Here is a 16,632-nt window from a genome sequence, read left to right as displayed (position 1 = left end):
CTCAGGCAATCGAAAGCCGGAGCGGGCAGACTGGGACTCCCGCCCTTCCCGATCGAAACGAGACCTCCCGTCATGAATCGTGCCCTGCGCCGCGCCGCGCCCGTCGCACTCGCCGCCGCATCCGCCCTCGTCCTCGCCGGCTGCGCCGGGGGATCCGAGCCGGAAGCCCCCGAGACGACCGCCGCGGCGGAATGCATGGATCTCTCCTCCGGCTCGCTGAGCGAGGGCGTGACGGTCGAGGGCGAGTTCACCCAGGTTCCCACCGCGACCTTCACGACCCCGCTCGAGGCCGAGGAGCTCGAGCGCACCATCGCCATCGAGGGCGATGGCGACGAGACGGCCGCCGGCGACCCGGTCAACGCGATCGTGAGCGCCTTCTCGGGCCTCAGCGGCGAGCAGCTCTTCTCGCAGCCCGCCACCATCACCGCCGGTGACAGCACGGTGTTCGAGGCGTTCCTCGCCGGCATCGACTGCGTGCCGACCGGCACGCGCACCGTCACGGTGGCGCCCGCCGCGACCCTCTACGGCGAGACCGGCAACGAGACGATCGGCGTGGCCCCCGGCGAGACCGTCGTCATCGTGGTCGATGTCGTCGAGGTGCAGGAGGCGCTGAAGCCCGCCGAGTGGACCGAGAATGTGCCCGAGGTGAAATTCGGCGCCGACGGCGAGTCGCCCACCGTGACCCTTCCGGCCACCCCGCCGCCGGCCGAGTACCAGCTGAAGGTGCTCGAGGAGGGCGACGGCGACGAGGTGCAGGCCGGCGACAACGTCACGCTGCACTACCAGGGCACGAGCTGGGACACCGGTGAGGTCTTCGACGAGAGCTACGGCGGCGAGCCGGCGCAGTTCTCCACCGACCAGGTGATCCAGGGATTCGGCTCGGCACTCGTCGGACAGAAGGTCGGCACGAAGCTCATCGTGACCATCCCGCCGCAGTACGCCTACGGCACCGAGCAGAGCGAGCAGGTTCCGCTCGGCGGGCAGACCCTCGTGTTCCTGGTCGAGATCGAGGACACCGCGCCCGCGGAGTAGCCCTCGCCGACCGGGCGATCGCGACGGCGGCGGTTCCTCGCATCGGCGGCGCGACCTCGGTGCGCCGCCGCGAGGAACGGCCGCCGTGTCGCGCCTCAGCCGACGAGCAGTCCCCACCACGCGATGGCGGCCGTGACGAACCAGAACGCGGCGACGAAGACCGTGTCCCGGAGGCGCCAGCGGCTCAGGACGCGCTCGGTCCGCGTCTCGTGCGCGCCGAACGCGCGCGCGTCCATCGCCAGGGCGACGCGCTCGGCATGCCGGATCGCACTCGCGAGCAGCGGGATCGCGTACGAGATCGAGCGTCGCACCGCCGCCACCGGCCCGCGACCCGTGTCGATGCCGCGCACCCGGTGCGCGGCCCGGATGACCTCGAGCTCGTGCCGGAACCTGGGCACGAAACGAAGCGCCGCGAGCGCGGTGTACCCCACTCGGTAGGGCACCCGCAGGTTCTGCACGAGCGCGCGTACGAGCTCCGGACCCGTGGTCGTGAGGCCCGCGACGAGCGAGAGCAGCACGATCGCGACGACCCGGAGCGCCGTGGCGAGGCCGATGAGGTAGGCCGCGAGCGTGAAGCGCCAGTCGCCGACCTGCAGGAGCACGACGGATGCCGCGGCCGTCGTCTCGTCGACGCGCGACGGGTCGACCCACACGCCGAAGGTCGCACCGAGCACCACGACCGCGGCGGCCGCGCCGGCGACGAGTGCCACGGCGACCGCAGCCCGCAGCCGGGCGCCGACGAGGAGCAGCACGAGGGCCAGCGCGGCGAACGCGGCCGGGGTGGCGTGGTCGCGCGTGAAGACGACGAGGATCATCGCCGGGAGCGGCCCGACGAGCTTCGCGATGGGATTGAGTGCGTGCAGGAAGCGCGTGGGCGGTGCAGGCGCCTGTCCCGCGTACGGGTCGGGCCCGGTCGCCACGGCCGAGGCGGCGGTGCTCATGCGTCGCCACCGCCCGGCTGCGGCAGCTGCGACATCCGGGTCACCTGCCGCCAGTCGGGATGCCGCACGAGGCTGCGGGTCGCCCGCGCGAGCGGCGGGTGCCGCAGGCCCGCCGCCTCGACGAGCGGGCCAGCGAGCACCTCGGCGGTGGGACCCGACCCGACCACGCGCCCGCCCTGCATCACGGCGACGTGGGTCGCGTGCTCGGCGACGAGTTGCAGGTCGTGGGTGACGACGATCACCGTGGTGCCCTCGGCGTTCAGCCGGCCGAGGATGTCGAGGAGCTCCGCGGCGCGGGCCCGGTCCTGCCCGAAGGTCGGCTCGTCGAGCACGAGCACGGGGGCGCCCGCGACGAGGGCGGTGCCCACCGAGAGCCGGCGCTTCTGCCCGCCCGAGAGGAGGAACGGATGCCGATCGCGGAGCTCCTCGAGGCCGAAGCGGCGGAGCATCCGCTCGATCTCGTCAGGACGCCGGTCGTCGGGAACGCCCTGCAGCCGGAACCCGAGGTCGAGCTCCTCGGCCACGGTGTGCGCGACGAACTGGTGCTCGGGGTTCTGGAAGACGAAGCCGATCCGGCGGGCCCGGTCACGCGCGGAGGCGCGCGAGGGGTCCATGCCGAGCACGTCGACCGTGCCGGGGGTCGCCGGGATCACCCCGGCGATGGCCTGCACAAGGGTGGTCTTGCCGGCCCCGTTGGTGCCGACGACGGCGAGGAAGTCGCCGGATGCCACGTCGAGGTCGACCCCGTCGACGACCACCGGCCCCCGCCGCCCGCCACGGCGCACCGAGCAACCGCGCAGGGTGATCGCGTTCCCCGAGCCCGACGTGCTCGCCGCCGAGGGATCGCGCGCGGTCTCGACGACCGGGGCGGGCAGCGCCTCGACCGACTCCAACGCGGCGGCGAGCTCCGACGGCGTGAGCGGCAACGGCCCGATCGGCACCCCGGCGTCGCGGAGTCGCATGCCCGCCAGTGTCGAGACCGGCAGCCACACACCGAGCGCGGCGAGTTCCTCGGCGCGCGTCCGGAGCACCTGGCCGACCGGACCGTCGGCGACCACGCGCCCCGCCGCGTCGAGCACGACCACGCGGTCGACGAGGTCGACGGCGGCATCGAGGTTGTGCTCCACGAGCACGATGGCGTGGTCGCGCTCGTTCGCGAGCTCGCGGAGCACGGCGTACACCTCGTCGATGCCGGCCGGGTCGAGGTTGGCGGTGGGTTCGTCGAGCACGAGCACGGGGGAGGCGAGCGCGAGGGCGCAGGCGATGGCGAGTCGCTGGCGGCCGCCGCCCGAGAGCACGTCGGGGTTGTCGCCGCGCCGGTCCCAGAGGCCGACGAGCTTCAGGGCGCGTTCGGTGCGCTCGAGCACCGTCTGGGCCGGAATCAGCAGGTTCTCGGGTCCGAAGGCGACCTCGTCGAGCACGGTCCCCGTGACGACCTGCGCGTCGGGGTCCTGGAAGACCATGGCCACGTGCTCGCTGAGCCGGGCCACCGGATGCTCCCGCGTGTCGAGTCCGGCGACGCGCACGGTTCCGTCGAGGTGCGCGGCGATGGCATGCGGCACGAGCCCGTCGAGGGCGAGCGTCAGCGTCGACTTGCCGCAGCCCGACGGGCCGAGGAGCAGCACCACCTCGCCGGGGCGGATCGCGAGCGACACCCCGTCGGGCGTGGCACGCGTCGCACCCTCGTGGCGGATGCGCACGGCATCGAGCTCGAGCAGCGGGGCGGCTGGCATGGTCGGGTCCCGGATCGGGCCGGCCCGGGGAGCCGGCGGAGACGACGCCGACGGCGTGGCGCCGGCTCCCGCCAGCCTAACCGGCTCAGCCGACGTGCCGACGGGCCGTGGCCGAGACCGCCTCGAGCTCCGCCTCGATGAGGGCGAACGTGTCGTACCGGCGGATCTGCGCGGCCAGCACCTGCGCTCGCCCGCGGAAGCGGTGGTCGGCGAGCACCGTATCCACGGCGCGTCGCACGGCCGCCGCGGTCGGCGTGCCCGTCCTGAGGTTGACACCGACGCCCGCCCATTCGGCCCGTCGCGCGACCTCGGGCTTGTCCTCGGTGTCGCCCGCGGTGACGAGGGGGACGCCATGGCTCAGCGCGTACTGCGTGCCGCCGTAGCCCGCGTTCGTGACGAACACGTCGGTCTTCGGCATCAGCAGGTCGTAGGGGAGGAACTCTGCCGCTCTGACGTTGGCCGGCAGCTCGCCGAGCTCCTCCACCGGACGACCGCCCGTCGACACCACCACCAGCACCTCGCGGTCGGCGAGGGCGTCGATCGTGGGATGCACGACACGGCCGAAGTCCTTGTTGTCGATCGTGCCCTGCGTGACGTGCACCACCGGACGGTCGCCGTCGAGCTCGGGCCACCACTCGGGCAGGTCAGCCGCCACGGGCGCCGGCGGCAGCACCGTTCCGACGAAGGCGAGATTCGACGAGAGGTCGCGACGCGGGTACTCGAACTCTGCGGGCGAGAGCTGCAGGAATCGGTCGAACAGGCGCGAGAGGTCGAGCACGAAGTTCGTGAGCCGCGGCCGGCCGAGGCGGGTCATGATGTCGTCGGCGAGCTCCTGGGTGCGGCGGAACACCACCTTCTGCACGAAGGCGTTGAGCGCGCGATTGCGCATCCGGCCGATGGCCGTCGCACTCGGCGCGAGCCCGAGGCCGTAGGGCGCGGCGTCCGTGCTCGACTGGCTCAGCGGAATCACGCCGACGGCGAGCACCGGCGGGCGTCCCGCGGGGCCGTCGAGGAGGATCGGGAGGATTCCCGCGAAGGCCGCGTCGACGAGCACCGCGTCGGGAGCGGACTCGGCGATCGCCTGCTCGACCGCGCGTGTCTGCTCGGGCACCGTCCTGACGAAGATGGTCTCGATGTCGTAGCGGAGTTGCGCGATCCCGCGATACCGGTCACGGTCGGGCAGGTGGTCCTGCATCACGCGGTCGTCGAAGTCGGCGATGCCGGCGAGGGGGCGGTGCTCGGCGCCGGCGGCGGTCACCGCGTCGCGGAAGCGCGAGCCGGTGAGGACGGTGACGTCGTGCCCCCGTGACACGAGATGCCGGGCGATGGCGATGACGGGGGCGACGTGGCCCTGGATCGGGCTCGCGCAGAGGAGGTAGGTGGACATGGTGTGCGACGGTATCCAGTCCGCGATTCGCCCGACAAGGCATTCCGGCGTCATCCAGTGCTGCCACGGCCGGATTTCAGGGCTGGCACCGAGCGGCGCGTCCGCGCGGTCTCTCGACGTCGAGGGGTTCCGGGAATGCCCCGGTCACACCGCGTGTTGTACCAATGTCCGGACGTGGAGCCACCACGTCGGAAGGAGGAGAACGTGGGCATCAGTTACGTCGAGTTCGAAGACGAAGCCGGGGTCCTGCGTCGCTACCGCAAGCACGTGAACGGTCGAGGCCTCGTCGCCACGACCGCCAAGGTCGACCCCACGGCCTTCGTCGACCCGACGGCCTACGTCGACCCCGGTGCGGAAGTGCAGCGCGGGGCGCAGATCGGACCCCGTGCCTGGGTGGACCGCGACGCCATCGTCGCCGAACGCGCCGTCATCGGAGTGAACGCGCACGTCGGCCGCCACGCGGTGGTCGGCCGCAACGCCGTCATCGGCCCCTACGCGACGGTCGGCACCGACGCGCGCGTGCAGAACGGCGCCCGGGTGCCGCGCGAGACCACCGTCGCCGACGGCGACGAGTACCGCGCGTCGACCGAGGACCTGCGCCGGCTCGGCCTCGCCGCCTGAGCTTCGCCGCTCCGCGCGTTGCGGAGGCGCGAAGCGCCGTCTCGAAACTCGCGATTCAGGCGAGCAGCTCCCGCGCGAGCAGCGCGAGCGTCTGCTCGCGCCCAGGCACGGCATCCGTCGGCTCGGCCTCGTAGGAACCCGCGATCGGCGACACCATGACCTCGTCGACGCCGTGCCGCTCGGCGAGCGTCCGCACCTCGCTCGCGGCGCCGGCGGGGTCGGCGATGATCCAGCGGCGCTCCATGCCCGCGATGAGCTCGTCGGCCATCGAGTCGGCCGGTGCCGATTGCGCCTCCTCAACGGTCTCGAGCGGTCGCATGGGCCGGTTGGTGCGCAGGCGCGCCATCGACCGCAGTTGCGGCAGCGCGCGGGCACGGGCCTCCTCGACCGTGGGCGCCACCGAGGCGTTCACGGTCAGGAACGTCTCGGGCGTCGGATGCCGCTCGCTCGGCCGGTACCCGGTGCGGTAGAGCTCGAGCGCCCGCTCGAGGCCCTCCCCCGAGAAGTGGTTCGCGAACACGTAGGGGAGCCCGAGCTCGGCGGCGAGCTTCGCCGAGTAGTCGCTCGAGCCGAGAAGCCACAGCGTAGGGACATCCGTCGCCGCCGGCGTCGCGGTGATCGCGTACTCGCGTCCGCTCGCGAGCCGCAGCGTCGCGCCGTCGGGCGAGAGCAGGCTCAGGATATCCCCGACATGGTCGGGGAACCGGTCGACCTCGGCGGTGGGCCCCGTGATGCGCAGGAGCTGCGTGATGACGGGGTCGCTGCCGGGCGCCCGACCGATGCCGAGGTCGATGCGGCCGGGTGCGATGGCCTCGAGCGCCGCGAACTGCTCGGCCACGACGAGCGGTGCGTGGTTCGGCAGCATCACGCCGCCCGAGCCGACCCGGATGCGCTCGGTGCGCGACACGGCGGCGGCGATGAGCACCGGCGGCGTCGTCGACGCGACCGCGGGCATGTTGTGGTGCTCGGCGAACCAGTAGCGCGTGTACCCGAGCCGGTCGGCCAGCTGTGCGAGGCGAACGGATGCCGCGACGGCGCCCGCGCTGGGCTGGCCGCTGCGAACGGGAACGAGATCGAGCGCGGAGAGTCGGAGCGAGGAAGCCATCCCCAACGGCAACCGGCATCGCGTCGGCGGTATTCCGCCCGGTGCGCGGGGTAACCCTGAGGTAATCGGAGGGCACGCACTGTCGCCCGGGCTCCCGTCGCGTCGTTGGATGGAGGTCGCGCTCGTGTGCGCCGTCGGATCCCCCGCGGCCGCACGCCTCGCCGCGAAACGCCGAGGCCAGCCACGACGCGACATCGAAAGGAACCTTCCCGTGAACTCCCCCGTGCCCGGCGCCACCGCTGCGCAAGACGCCGCCCGCGCCGCCCACCCGTCCGCCCGGGGCCTCGCACCCGTCGCCGACCTCGCCGAGGCTCGCAGCCACCACGGGGAGGCCGACGCCCGTTCGCTGCGCGAGGCGCTCGCCCTCCTCGACGGCCGCATCACCGGCCGCGTCCACCTCCCGGGCGATCCCGGCTGGGACGGTGCCCGCACCGCCTGGAACCTCGCCGTCGACCAGCAGCCCGCGGCCGTCGTCATCGCCGCGACCGTGGAGGACATCGAGGAGACCGTCCGCGCGGCGACGACACTCGGCCTCGCCGTCGCGCCACAGGCGACCGGCCACAACGCCGGTCCGCTGGCGGCCGGCGACGGCCTGGCCGACGCCGTGCTCCTGCGCACCTCGGAGCTGCGCGGCGTAGAGGTCGACCCCGAGCAGCGCACCGTCCGCGTCGAGGCCGGCGCCCAGTGGGGCGACGTCGTCGCCGCGGTCGCGCCGCACGGCCTCGCCGCGCTCGCCGGGTCGTCGCACGACGTCGGCGTCGTCGGCTACACGCTCGGCGGCGGGGTGAGCTGGCTGAGCCGGACCCACGGCCTCGCCGCCAACCAGGTGATCGCCGTCGAGCTCATCACGGCCGACGGCGCCCGTCGTCGTGTCGACGCCGAGCACGACGCCGACCTGTTCTGGGCCGTCCGCGGCGGCGGCGGCGACTTCGGCGTCGTCACGGCGTTGGAGTTCCGCGTCTACCCCATCGCCGAGGTCATGGCCGGAACGCTGTTCTTCCCGCTCGAGCGCGCCGAGGAGGTCCTGCAGGCCTGGGCGGCGTGGACTGCGACCGTACCCGACACCGTCACGTCGGTCGGCCGGGTGCTGCGCTTCCCGCCGATCCCCGACCTGCCGCCGTTCCTCGCCGGGAAGTCGTTCGTGGTCGTCGAGGCGGTGGTGCAGGAGTCGCCCGAACGGGCCGACGAGCTGCTCGCCCCGCTCCGCGCCCTGGGTCCCGAGATGGATTCCGTGCATTCCCAGCCGACCGCCGAGCTGCTCCAGTTGCACATGGACCCGCCCGGCCCCACCCCCGGCCACGGCGACGGCATGATGCTCGCCGAGCTGACACCGGCGACGGTGCGCGCCTTCGTCGAGGCCGTCGGTCCCGATGCCGAGTGCGCGCTGCTGTCGGCTGAGATCCGTCACCTCGGCGGCGGCCTGCGGCCCGAGGTCGCACGCGCGTCCGCCATCGGTCGTGGGACGCCGGAGCCGGGCGCGCTGGCCGGCCTCGACGGCTCGCACCTCGTGTTCGGCGTCGGCGTCGCGCTTCCCGGCGCCGAGGACGCGCTCGCGGCATCCCTCGGCCGGCTGCTCTCGCGAGTCGAGCCGTGGCGCGCCGACCTCGACTTCGGCAACTTCGCCGAGCACGCCCGACCCGCGGGCCGGCTCTTCGGCGAGCACCTCGAACGCCTGCGCGACATCAAGCGCCGGGTCGACCCCACCGGCGCGATCCGGTCGAACCACCCCGTGGCTCGCTGACGGGGGGTGTCGCTCGCGCCCGGGCCTTCATAGGCTGGGGAGCGAGCGACACCGCTGTCGCGTGATCCTGGGGGAGGGACTGAATGACGCTCCACTACGAACTGCCCACGACCGCTGACTTCGCGACGCTGGCAGGCGCGCACGAGCCCGCCGTCACGATCTACGCCTCCACCTCGCCGGTGGTGAGTGAACGCGAACGCGCCGAGGTCGCGGTGAAGAGCGCGTTCGACACCGCGATCGAGCAGGTGAAGGCGACGGATGCCCCGGGCCCCGTGATCGACGCGCTGCGACGCGAACGCGACGCCGTCCTGCTCGACCAGAGGCTCTGGGGACGACTCTCGAGGTCGCTGGCGATCTTCGTCGCCCCCGGATTCAACGAGGTGTACGTCCTGCCGAACCGCCTCGACGACGCCGTGCACGTGGGCACCCACTTCACGCTCGGGCAGCTCCTGCGCGCGCCCAGCCAGGACCAGGAGGCGTTCGCGGTCGCGATCTCGGGGAACGAATGGTCGCTGTGGCACGCCACCCCCACCGACCGGGCCGTGCAGATGCCGGTCGACCCCTCCCTGCCGAAGAACGCCGACGATGCCGCGAACCGCGCCCCCGGGTACACGGGCCGCCGTCGCGGCAGCGGGCACGGCGATCGTGGCGTGAACGAGGAGGACCGCAAGCCCACGACGCTCGACACCTACGCCAAGCGGGTCGCCGACGCGGTGCGGCAGGAACTCGCGGAGCACGACCCCGACGAGCGGGTGCCCCTCTTCGTCTTCGCCGCGGAGCCCTTGGTGAGCCAGTTCATGGATCGGGCGCACAACGGACGCCGCATGGCCGCCGTGCACGGCGGACCCGACCGTCTCGGAGCGGCGGAGATCGACGAGGCGATCCGCGAGGAGCTCGCCCGGCTCAACGTCAACGAGGCGCACGAGACGCTCCGCGGCCTCGCCGACGGCAGCGCCGGTCGCGTCGAGCGCGACCTCGCGGCGATCGGCCGGCTCGCGGCCGACGGCGCCGTGGAGACGCTCTGGTTCGACTTCACGACCTCGGTCAACGGCACGCTCGACCAGGAGTCCGGCGCCATCGAGTTCGCCACCGGCAACGGCAGCGGCGAGCACCTGGCCGACGGCACGGTCGCGGGCGACGTGCTGCCGCAGCTCGCGCTGCTCGTGATCGCGAAGGGCGGCAAGGTGGTCACGGTCCGTGGCGACGACCTCGACGGGGCGGTCTGGTCGGGGCCGGCGATGGCCGAGTTGCGGTACGCGCTCGCCTGAGGTTCAGCGAGCGGACGTCCCGACCGCATCCGGCGCGGCGTCCACTCGCTGATCCCGTCCGTGGGGGGCGGGCCGGAGCGCGCGTTTCGGCGCACGCTCCCGCACCGGGATGAGGAAGCCCTCGCGCCAGCCGAACCGGATCTCGACCTCCACGGCCCGCGTGTCCTCGATCGTGACGTCGACCGTGGTGTGCGTGAACACGCGCGGCGCCGACCGCGGCGGAACCTCGCGGAGCTCCAGCCGCAGACGTCCCGGATGCGGCAGCCCGCCTCGTGCGGTGACGAGCCGCAGCTCCCAGCCTCCCGTCGGGCAGAGGCCGGACCCACTGACCTGCACGATCCGCCCGTCGGAGGTGCGGATGGCGGTGGCGCTGAAATCGTGCGGCGAGAAGTCGCAGTGCATGGGGGTCGTCATCCAACAGAAGCTACGGATGTCCCGAGCCCGCGTCCTCAGGGCTGACGCTGATCTTCGCGGGTGACCTCGCCGGTCGCCGTCGCTCGTCGTCATCGCCGCGACCTCCTCTCGGGAAGCGCTTTCTCCCCGAGCCCGCGACGGCCCTAGGCTGGAGCGCATGCGATTCGGAATGTTCGTTCCCCAGGGTTGGCGTCACGATCTCGTCGGCATCGAGCCGGCCGAGCACTGGGAGGCAATGCGCGCGCTTGCGCAGTACGCCGATGCTCCCGAATCCGGATGGGAGTCCATCTGGGTCTACGACCACTTCCACACCACGCCGGTGCCGAGCGAGACGGAGGCGACGCACGAGGCCTGGTCGCTCATGTCGGCCTTCGCGGCATCGACCTCCCGGGTGCGGCTGGGCCAGATGTGCACGTGCATGGGCTACCGCAACCCGGCGTACCTCGCGAAGGTCGCCGCCACGGTCGACATCGTCTCTGGCGGTCGGGTCGAGATGGGCATCGGCGGCGGATGGTACGAGCACGAGTGGCGCGCCTACGGCTACGGCTTCCCCGAGGTGCCCGACCGGCTCGCGATGCTGCGCGAGGGCGTCGAGATCATGCGCCAGGCATGGACCACCGGCTCCGCCACCCTCCACGGCAGGCACTACCAGGTCGACGGCGCCATCGTGCAGCCGCTGCCCCTGCAGGAAGGCGGCCTGCCGTTCTGGATCGCAGGCGGCGGCGAGAAGGTCACGCTTCGCATCGCGGCGAAGTACGCGTCGTACACGAACTTCACCGGCACCCCCGAGGTGTTCACGCACAAGAGCGAGGTGCTGCGCGGGCACTGCGACGCCCTCGGCACCGACTTCGACGCCATCGTGCGCTCATCGAACTTCAACACCGTGATCGGCACGGACGACGCGGATGTCGCGCGACGGCTCGACGCGATCGAGGCACGACTCGCGCCGTACCTCGGCCCCGCGAAGACGGCCGGATACATGGCGGAGCTGCGCGGTCCGCTCGCCGCGGTCGGCACGCCCGCGCAGGTGGCGGCGAAGCTCGCCGAGCGCCGGGAGCTCGGGCTCTCGTACGCGATCCACTACTTCCCCGAGGCGGCCTACGACCGCTCGGGACTGGAGCTCTTCGCGTCCGAGGTCATGCCGGCGCTCGCCGACTGAGGCAGGGCGGTCGCGGCGACCGGGGTCGCCCTCGGACTACGCCGCGGCGGCCTCGTCGAGCTTCGCGCCGAGCTCGGCGTCGGTGGGCTCGGTGAAGTGCGTGCCGTCGGGGAACACGATCACCGGGATGTTCGTGCGGCCCGAGATCGCCTGGGCGCGGGCGGCGGCTTCGACCTCGCGCTCCAGGTCGATGTACTCGTAGTCCACGCCGCGGTGGTCGAGCAGGGCCTTCGAGCGGCGGCAGTCGCCGCACCAGTCGGCACCGTACATCGTGATGCGGGCAGGGTTCAGGTCAGTCGTGGGGGAAGTCACATCGAGAGACTACGTACCGAGTCTGAGCGGTATTCCCAGCTCCGTGCCGGCAGTGGCAGACTCGGCCCCATGCAGTTCGAGACGACGATGTCGCTGACGGGCAACAACACGGGCATCGAGGTGCCTCCTGAGGTGATCGAGGCCCTCGGTGCGGGGCGCAAACCGCCGGTGATCGTGACGGTCAACGGCTACGAGTACCGCAGCACGGTCGCCGTCATGGGCGGGCGCTACCTGATTCCGTTCAGCTCGGACAAGCGGGCGGCAACGGGAATCCAGGGCGGCGACGCCATCGTGGTCGATATCGACGTGGACACGGCGCCGCGCACGGTCGAGGTGCCCGGCGATCTCGCGGCGGCGCTCAACGCGACGCCGGGAGCGCGAGGCGCGTGGGACCGGCTCGCCCCGAGCCATCGGAAGGCGCACGTCACCGCCGTCGAGGGCGCGAAGACCGAGGAGACGCGAAAGCGGCGCATCGCCGCCGCGGTCGCCAAGCTCACCGGGTGACCGCGATCGGTTCGCCGGCATCGTCCGACGTGGAGGATCCGACCTTCGCGGCATCCGCCGCCGCCCGACCGAACCGCGGAAGCTCGACGCCCACGAGCCGGGCGAACGCGCTGAGCTGCGCGACACCCTGCGGCGTGCGGGGGAGCGCGTCGAGCAGGCCCGGCGAGTAGAGGAGGAACGCGGCCACCTTGGCGCGCGAGATCGCGACGTTGAGCCGGTTCTTCAGGAGCAGGAACTCCACCCCGCGAGGCGCCACGGCGGCCGAGGAGGCGGCGAGCGAGACGATCGCGACGGCGGCCTCCTGGCCCTGGAACTTGTCGACGGTGCCGACCGGCACCTCGGCGTATCCGGCGCGGTCGAGGTGTTCGCGCACGAGCGCGAGCTGCGCGTTGTACGGCGTCACGACGATCAGGTCGGTCTGCCGCAGTGGTCGGGGCTCGGCCGCCACGACGCCCTCGGCCGACTCCCGGGTGCCGGTGTACGGCCGGCCCAGCAGATCGCCCACGAGACGCACCACCTCACGTGCCTCCTCGAGGGACTCCGTGGTGTTGCCGTCGTGCGCGACGGCGACGGGCGTGAGGCCCGGAGCGATGCCCGCGATGCTCCGCAGGGCCGCGCAGTCGTGCGACCGCAGTTCGCCCTCATAGGAGAGGTGCGAGACGGGCGCGGCGAGCGCCGGATGCATGCGCCGGCTCTCGGCGAGGAAGTAGCCGTACTCGGCGGGCAGCACGTCGTGTCCGTCGGCGATCCAGCCGAGCGCCGAGGAGTCGACCGGCTCGGGGTGGGTGCCCTGGCTCACCTGCGGAAGCTGCTGCGGATCGCCGAGCAGGAGCAGGCGCCGCGCCGCGACCGATGCCGCGATCGTCGCGGCGATCGAGAACTGACCGGCCTCGTCGACGACGAGGAGGTCGAGTGCGCGACGGCCGACCCGGTCGGCGTTCGCGAAGTCCCACGCGGTGCCGCCGTAGACGAAGCCCGTCGCCCGATTCGCCGCGAGGAAGGCGGATGCCCCGTTCTTCTCGATGACGGTCCATCGGCGTTCGACCCGGTCGTCGAGGTCCTTCGGCGCCTTCGCGACGAGGCGAGGATCGAGTCCGGCGGCGACGACGGCATCGAGCAGGTGCTCGACCACGGCGTGCGACTGCGCGACCACGCCGATCTTCCAGCCGTGATGACCGACGAGGCGCGCGATCACCCGCGAGGCGACGTAGGTCTTGCCCGTGCCGGGAGGACCCTGCACGGCGAGGTACGAGTGGTCGAGATCGCCGAGCGAGCGCACCACCGCGCCCACGTACTCGTGGTCGGGAAGCAGGGCGAGCGCGCCCGAGCGCGTGCGCGGCGGGATGCGCCGCAGCAGGTCGACGGCCGGGTCGCGCGGCCACGCGGGGTACGCGGAGGCGAGGGGAGCGGCCCACTCGGCGATCGCATCCTTCTGGCGCCCGGCGGGCGGCGGGGTGCCTGGGACGAGCGCCATGGGAAGGCCGCGCCAGGTCTCACCGGCGACCGAGCGCTCCTCGATGCGCACGCCGTCGGGCGCCGCCTCGATGACCCTCGCGTTCGCCGAGGCGCGCGAACCCGGCCGACGCGAGTTCGAGGGGAACGGCGCGGGCCACTCGTAGAGCACGAAGACGTCGGCTCCGGGGCTGAACTTCGAGCCTGGCGCGATGCGGCCCCGCAGCAGGAGCTCGCGGCGGTCGAACTGCTGCCTGCCCTCGCGGTACCAATCGTGGAGCACGACCGTGCGTGCGGGGTCGACGACGAGCACGTCGCGGTGGTCCTCCCAGGCCTCCAGCGGCTGCTCGACGCGGAAGAAGTGGCCCCACCAGAACGTCTTCGATTCGCGGTCGTGGTAGTCGATCGCGGCGGCCGCGAGGGCGAGGGCGGTGTGGTCGGCGTCGCGCTCGGGGTCGTCGGCCGGCCCCGCGAGCCGCTGCAGCTGCACCGCGAGCGGGCTGGCCTCGTACTGCTTGCCGGTGGGCTCGGCGAGGAGCAGCGCGGGCACCGGCTCGATGTGCTCGCGGCGTGCGAGGTCGAGGAGCCAGTCGCGCAGCCGGAGCGTCGAGACGCAGTCGTACCGGTTGTACTCGGCGAGGTCGTCGAGCACGTGCTGGGCGGCGGCCGCACCCGACAGGCCCGTGACGGGGTCGACGCTGCCAGTGGCGAGGAGCTCGCGTGCCCGCACGTACTCGAGGATCGAGTCGCCGCCCGACTTCACCTCGGCCTGGCGCAACTCGCTGCCCATGTAGAGCGGTTCGAGCTTCTTGATCGAGTACGAGCGGCTGCCGACCCGTACCGCGCGCTTCACGATCGGATAGAGGTCGACGAGCACGCCGTCGGCGAGGAGCTGGTCGACCTCGGACTCGCCGACGCCGTGGCGCGCGGCGATCGACGTGAGATGCGTGCGTTCGTAGCTCGCGTAATGGTAGATGTGCATGTCGGGGTGCGCGGCCCGCCGCAGCTTCACGAGTTCGAGGAAGCGCACGAGCGCCTCCCGTTCCTCGGCGAAGCTGTGCGCCCAGAGCGGCGTGAACTGCTCGTCGGTGTCGATCATGCCGAACAGGTAGTCGAGCCCCCAGTCGGTGGCCGGTCCCTCGGTGTAGAGCGGATCGCCCTCGAAGTCGAAGAACAGGTCGCCGGCGTCGGGCGCGGGAATGGCGGCGAGGGCACCCGGCTCGCGCACCACGACGGGCGGCGGCAGCGGCGGATCGTCGGGCGCCAGTTGCCCGGCGGCCTCGGCGGACGCGGTCTCGGCCTCGGCGGCGAGTTGGAGCTTCGCCTGCAGCCGCAGGCCGTCGAGCGTGGCCTCGAGGATGCCGTCGATCGGACCCTCGGACACGGCGAACTCGTCGATGGTGCTGATACCGGCCTCGACGAGGTGCACCCGCTGGGTGGCGCGGAGCCCGGCGACGAGGAGCGGATCGCGGTGCGCCTGCACCTCGAGGTCGCACGTCGGGCATCGGCCGTCGAACGTGTAGCGCGGGTCGCCCCAGGCGACCGGAGCGTCGTCGGCGATGCGATCGGCCACGATCTGCTCGAGGCGCGCCCGCCGCAGCAGGTAGACGGGCTCGATGTCGTCGAGCCGGTGCGAGCTCGTGGTGCCGTCGCCGAGGAGCAGTTCGACGGTGTCGGCGCGGGGGATGCCGAGCCGGTCGAGCTGCGTCGCGTAGGCGGCGAGCTGCAGCAGCGCGGTGACGCGGGCACGACGGGCGAGCTTCGAGTCCTGCACGAGGTACCGGCCGTCGGACTCTCGCACGATGAAGTCGGCGAAGCCCACGAAGCCGTCGTCGACGAACGTCGCCTGGAAGACAACGGGCGCACCCGACTCGAAGGCTGCCCGAGTCTCGGCGACGGCCGCGGCCACCTGGTCGGCGTCGCGCAGGTCGGGCCGGTCGATCTCGACCACGCCCGCCCCGAAGTGCTCGCGATACGAGGCGAGCACGCGGAGCTCGTGCTCGTCGCCGAGACGCCCCGCCCGCTCGAGCATGGGGTCGGCGACGGGCTCGAAGAGCGTGTCGCGCCCGAGCTTCACGTCGAGCTCGCGCAGGAACGCGAACTCGCAGTCGCTGGCCTTCTTCAGGTCGCTCGCGCTCGTGACGACGGTGCCGTCGACCAGGTACATCCGATCTCCCTCCCGTCGTCTCGGTTCTTCACCGTAACCCGAGCGTCCGACATCAGCGGCCGGATGACCCGCCCGCCCGGCGCGCTCCGGCCACGCCGAGCGCATCGCGCTCGAGGCCGAGCATGCCCTCGATCGCCGCGCCGATGAGCGACCCGCGTGCTCCGGCATCGCCCCAGCGCACGAGCGCCTGCGCGTTGAGGCCGTCGATCATGCCGAGGACCTGCCAGGCCGCCGCCGCGGCATCCGTCGCCCGGAACTCCGCGCTCGCAATGCCCGCCTCGACGACGCCCTGCACGATCGCCTGCCAGGCGTCCATCTGCGAACGGACGGCTGCCGCGAGCACCTCGTTGCGCCGGCCGAGCGCCCATGCCTCGACCCAGACGACGGTGACGTCGTCGCGCGTGCCGTCGAGGAGCGTGTCGATGAGCCCGGCGATCCGCGCCGTCGGCGTGGGCATGTCGCCCACGAGTCGCTCGACCTCCTCGATCTCGGCGGCGACGATCGACGTGAAGGTCGTGGCGACGAGGGCGTCCATGCTGGGCTCGTAGTGCGCCACGAGCGCCGGGGTCACGCCGACGCGGGAGGCGACGCCGCGCAGGGTCACGGCGGTGAGTCCGTGGTCGAGGGCGAGGTCGCGCGCGGCGTCCGCGACCTCGGCGGCGCGTTCGGCGGGCGACTTGCGGGCCGACGGGCGACGCTGGGCTCTTGACATCCGCACCTCTTGTTGATCGTATGGTCAATAGTAGTCGACGGATGCCCCGGCGTCCGTGATCCATCGTGAGCCGACGTAACCCGC

At 72.7% G+C, this 16,632-nt stretch carries 14 protein-coding genes; 6 read left to right on the top strand and 8 right to left on the bottom strand.

Annotated features, from left to right (window positions below; all coding sequences use genetic code 11):
* Nucleotides 1-72: 72 nt before the first annotated feature.
* Nucleotides 73-1,032 carry an FKBP-type peptidyl-prolyl cis-trans isomerase gene (locus ACVFI9_RS17575; protein WP_474763469.1) on the top strand — a complete coding sequence of 320 codons (960 nt, stop codon included), beginning with the start codon at nt 73-75 and terminating at the stop codon, nt 1,030-1,032.
* Nucleotides 1,033-1,127: 95 nt separating this feature from the next.
* On the opposite strand, the gene ACVFI9_RS17570 is transcribed toward ACVFI9_RS17575, so the two are convergent.
* From ACVFI9_RS17570 to ACVFI9_RS17560, 3 genes are all read right to left on the bottom strand, one after another.
* A complete protein-coding gene (locus tag ACVFI9_RS17570; RefSeq protein ID WP_474763468.1) occupies nt 1,128-1,973 on the bottom strand; it encodes an energy-coupling factor transporter transmembrane component T in 846 nt (281 codons plus the stop codon).
* Nucleotides 1,970-3,706 carry an ABC transporter ATP-binding protein gene (locus ACVFI9_RS17565; RefSeq protein WP_474763467.1) on the bottom strand — a complete coding sequence of 579 codons (1,737 nt, stop codon included), beginning with the start codon at nt 3,704-3,706 and terminating at the stop codon, nt 1,970-1,972. Before ACVFI9_RS17565 ends, ACVFI9_RS17570 begins: the two co-directional genes overlap by 4 nt.
* A gap of 85 nt (nt 3,707-3,791) precedes the next feature.
* On the bottom strand, nt 3,792-5,093 hold the full coding sequence (locus ACVFI9_RS17560) for a glycosyltransferase (protein WP_474763466.1): 1,302 nt from the start codon (nt 5,091-5,093) through the stop codon (nt 3,792-3,794).
* Between the two features lie 204 nt (nt 5,094-5,297).
* Here ACVFI9_RS17560 and ACVFI9_RS17555 point away from each other — a divergent pair, with 204 nt between their 5' ends.
* Nucleotides 5,298-5,714: a transferase gene (locus tag ACVFI9_RS17555; protein WP_474763465.1), complete on the top strand. Its 417-nt coding sequence runs from the start codon at nt 5,298-5,300 to the stop codon at nt 5,712-5,714.
* Nucleotides 5,715-5,769: 55 nt separating this feature from the next.
* On the opposite strand, the gene ACVFI9_RS17550 is transcribed toward ACVFI9_RS17555, so the two are convergent.
* Entirely contained in the window at nt 5,770-6,819 is a 1,050-nt protein-coding gene (locus ACVFI9_RS17550) for an LLM class flavin-dependent oxidoreductase (protein WP_474763464.1), read from the bottom strand.
* A gap of 211 nt (nt 6,820-7,030) precedes the next feature.
* Here ACVFI9_RS17550 and ACVFI9_RS17545 point away from each other — a divergent pair, with 211 nt between their 5' ends.
* Nucleotides 7,031-8,560, top strand: a complete 1,530-nt coding sequence (locus tag ACVFI9_RS17545) for an FAD-binding oxidoreductase (RefSeq protein ID WP_474763463.1) — start codon at nt 7,031-7,033, stop codon at nt 8,558-8,560.
* An 83-nt stretch (nt 8,561-8,643) separates the two neighbouring features.
* Nucleotides 8,644-9,828 carry a baeRF11 domain-containing protein gene (locus tag ACVFI9_RS17540; protein WP_474763462.1) on the top strand — a complete coding sequence of 395 codons (1,185 nt, stop codon included), beginning with the start codon at nt 8,644-8,646 and terminating at the stop codon, nt 9,826-9,828.
* Nucleotides 9,829-9,831: 3 nt separating this feature from the next.
* Here ACVFI9_RS17540 and ACVFI9_RS17535 read toward each other — a convergent pair whose 3' ends face one another.
* Entirely contained in the window at nt 9,832-10,242 is a 411-nt protein-coding gene (locus ACVFI9_RS17535) for a hypothetical protein (protein ID WP_474763461.1), read from the bottom strand.
* 157 nt (nt 10,243-10,399) lie between these two features.
* On the opposite strand from ACVFI9_RS17535, the gene ACVFI9_RS17530 reads away from it, so the two are divergent.
* Entirely contained in the window at nt 10,400-11,401 is a 1,002-nt protein-coding gene (locus tag ACVFI9_RS17530; RefSeq protein ID WP_474763460.1) for an LLM class F420-dependent oxidoreductase, read from the top strand.
* Between the two features lie 36 nt (nt 11,402-11,437).
* On the opposite strand, the gene ACVFI9_RS17525 is transcribed toward ACVFI9_RS17530, so the two are convergent.
* On the bottom strand, nt 11,438-11,713 hold the full coding sequence (locus ACVFI9_RS17525) for a glutaredoxin family protein (protein WP_474763459.1): 276 nt from the start codon (nt 11,711-11,713) through the stop codon (nt 11,438-11,440).
* A gap of 69 nt (nt 11,714-11,782) precedes the next feature.
* On the opposite strand from ACVFI9_RS17525, the gene ACVFI9_RS17520 reads away from it, so the two are divergent.
* Complete coding sequence (locus ACVFI9_RS17520; RefSeq protein WP_474763458.1) at nt 11,783-12,217, top strand: YdeI/OmpD-associated family protein; 435 nt, start codon at nt 11,783-11,785, stop codon at nt 12,215-12,217.
* Here the strand turns inward: ACVFI9_RS17520 and ACVFI9_RS17515 are convergent.
* A complete protein-coding gene (locus ACVFI9_RS17515) occupies nt 12,207-15,836 on the bottom strand; it encodes a TM0106 family RecB-like putative nuclease (protein WP_474763457.1) in 3,630 nt (1,209 codons plus the stop codon). The two genes, ACVFI9_RS17520 and ACVFI9_RS17515, sit on opposite strands and share 11 nt — an antisense overlap.
* 52 nt (nt 15,837-15,888) lie before the next feature.
* A complete protein-coding gene (locus ACVFI9_RS17510; RefSeq protein WP_474763456.1) occupies nt 15,889-16,548 on the bottom strand; it encodes a TetR/AcrR family transcriptional regulator in 660 nt (219 codons plus the stop codon).
* Between the last annotated feature and the right edge of the window lie 84 nt (nt 16,549-16,632).

It is taken from the genome of Agromyces sp. NSFZ, from assembly GCF_056156205.1.
Note: the sequence above shows the minus strand (reverse complement) of the source record. Positions and strands in the feature narration are given on the sequence as shown.

Coding starts and splice junctions, on each gene's coding strand:
- ACVFI9_RS17575 (WP_474763469.1), top strand. CDS start 73: ATGAATCGTGCCCTGCGCCGCGCCGCGCCCGTCGCACTCGCCGCCGCA.
- ACVFI9_RS17570 (WP_474763468.1), bottom strand. CDS start 1,973: ATGAGCACCGCCGCCTCGGCCGTGGCGACCGGGCCCGACCCGTACGCG.
- ACVFI9_RS17565 (WP_474763467.1), bottom strand. CDS start 3,706: ATGCCAGCCGCCCCGCTGCTCGAGCTCGATGCCGTGCGCATCCGCCAC.
- ACVFI9_RS17560 (WP_474763466.1), bottom strand. CDS start 5,093: ATGTCCACCTACCTCCTCTGCGCGAGCCCGATCCAGGGCCACGTCGCC.
- ACVFI9_RS17550 (WP_474763464.1), bottom strand. CDS start 6,819: ATGGCTTCCTCGCTCCGACTCTCCGCGCTCGATCTCGTTCCCGTTCGC.
- ACVFI9_RS17540 (WP_474763462.1), top strand. CDS start 8,644: ATGACGCTCCACTACGAACTGCCCACGACCGCTGACTTCGCGACGCTG.
- ACVFI9_RS17535 (WP_474763461.1), bottom strand. CDS start 10,242: ATGACGACCCCCATGCACTGCGACTTCTCGCCGCACGATTTCAGCGCC.
- ACVFI9_RS17530 (WP_474763460.1), top strand. CDS start 10,400: ATGCGATTCGGAATGTTCGTTCCCCAGGGTTGGCGTCACGATCTCGTC.
- ACVFI9_RS17520 (WP_474763458.1), top strand. CDS start 11,783: ATGCAGTTCGAGACGACGATGTCGCTGACGGGCAACAACACGGGCATC.
- ACVFI9_RS17515 (WP_474763457.1), bottom strand. CDS start 15,836: ATGTACCTGGTCGACGGCACCGTCGTCACGAGCGCGAGCGACCTGAAG.
- ACVFI9_RS17510 (WP_474763456.1), bottom strand. CDS start 16,548: ATGTCAAGAGCCCAGCGTCGCCCGTCGGCCCGCAAGTCGCCCGCCGAA.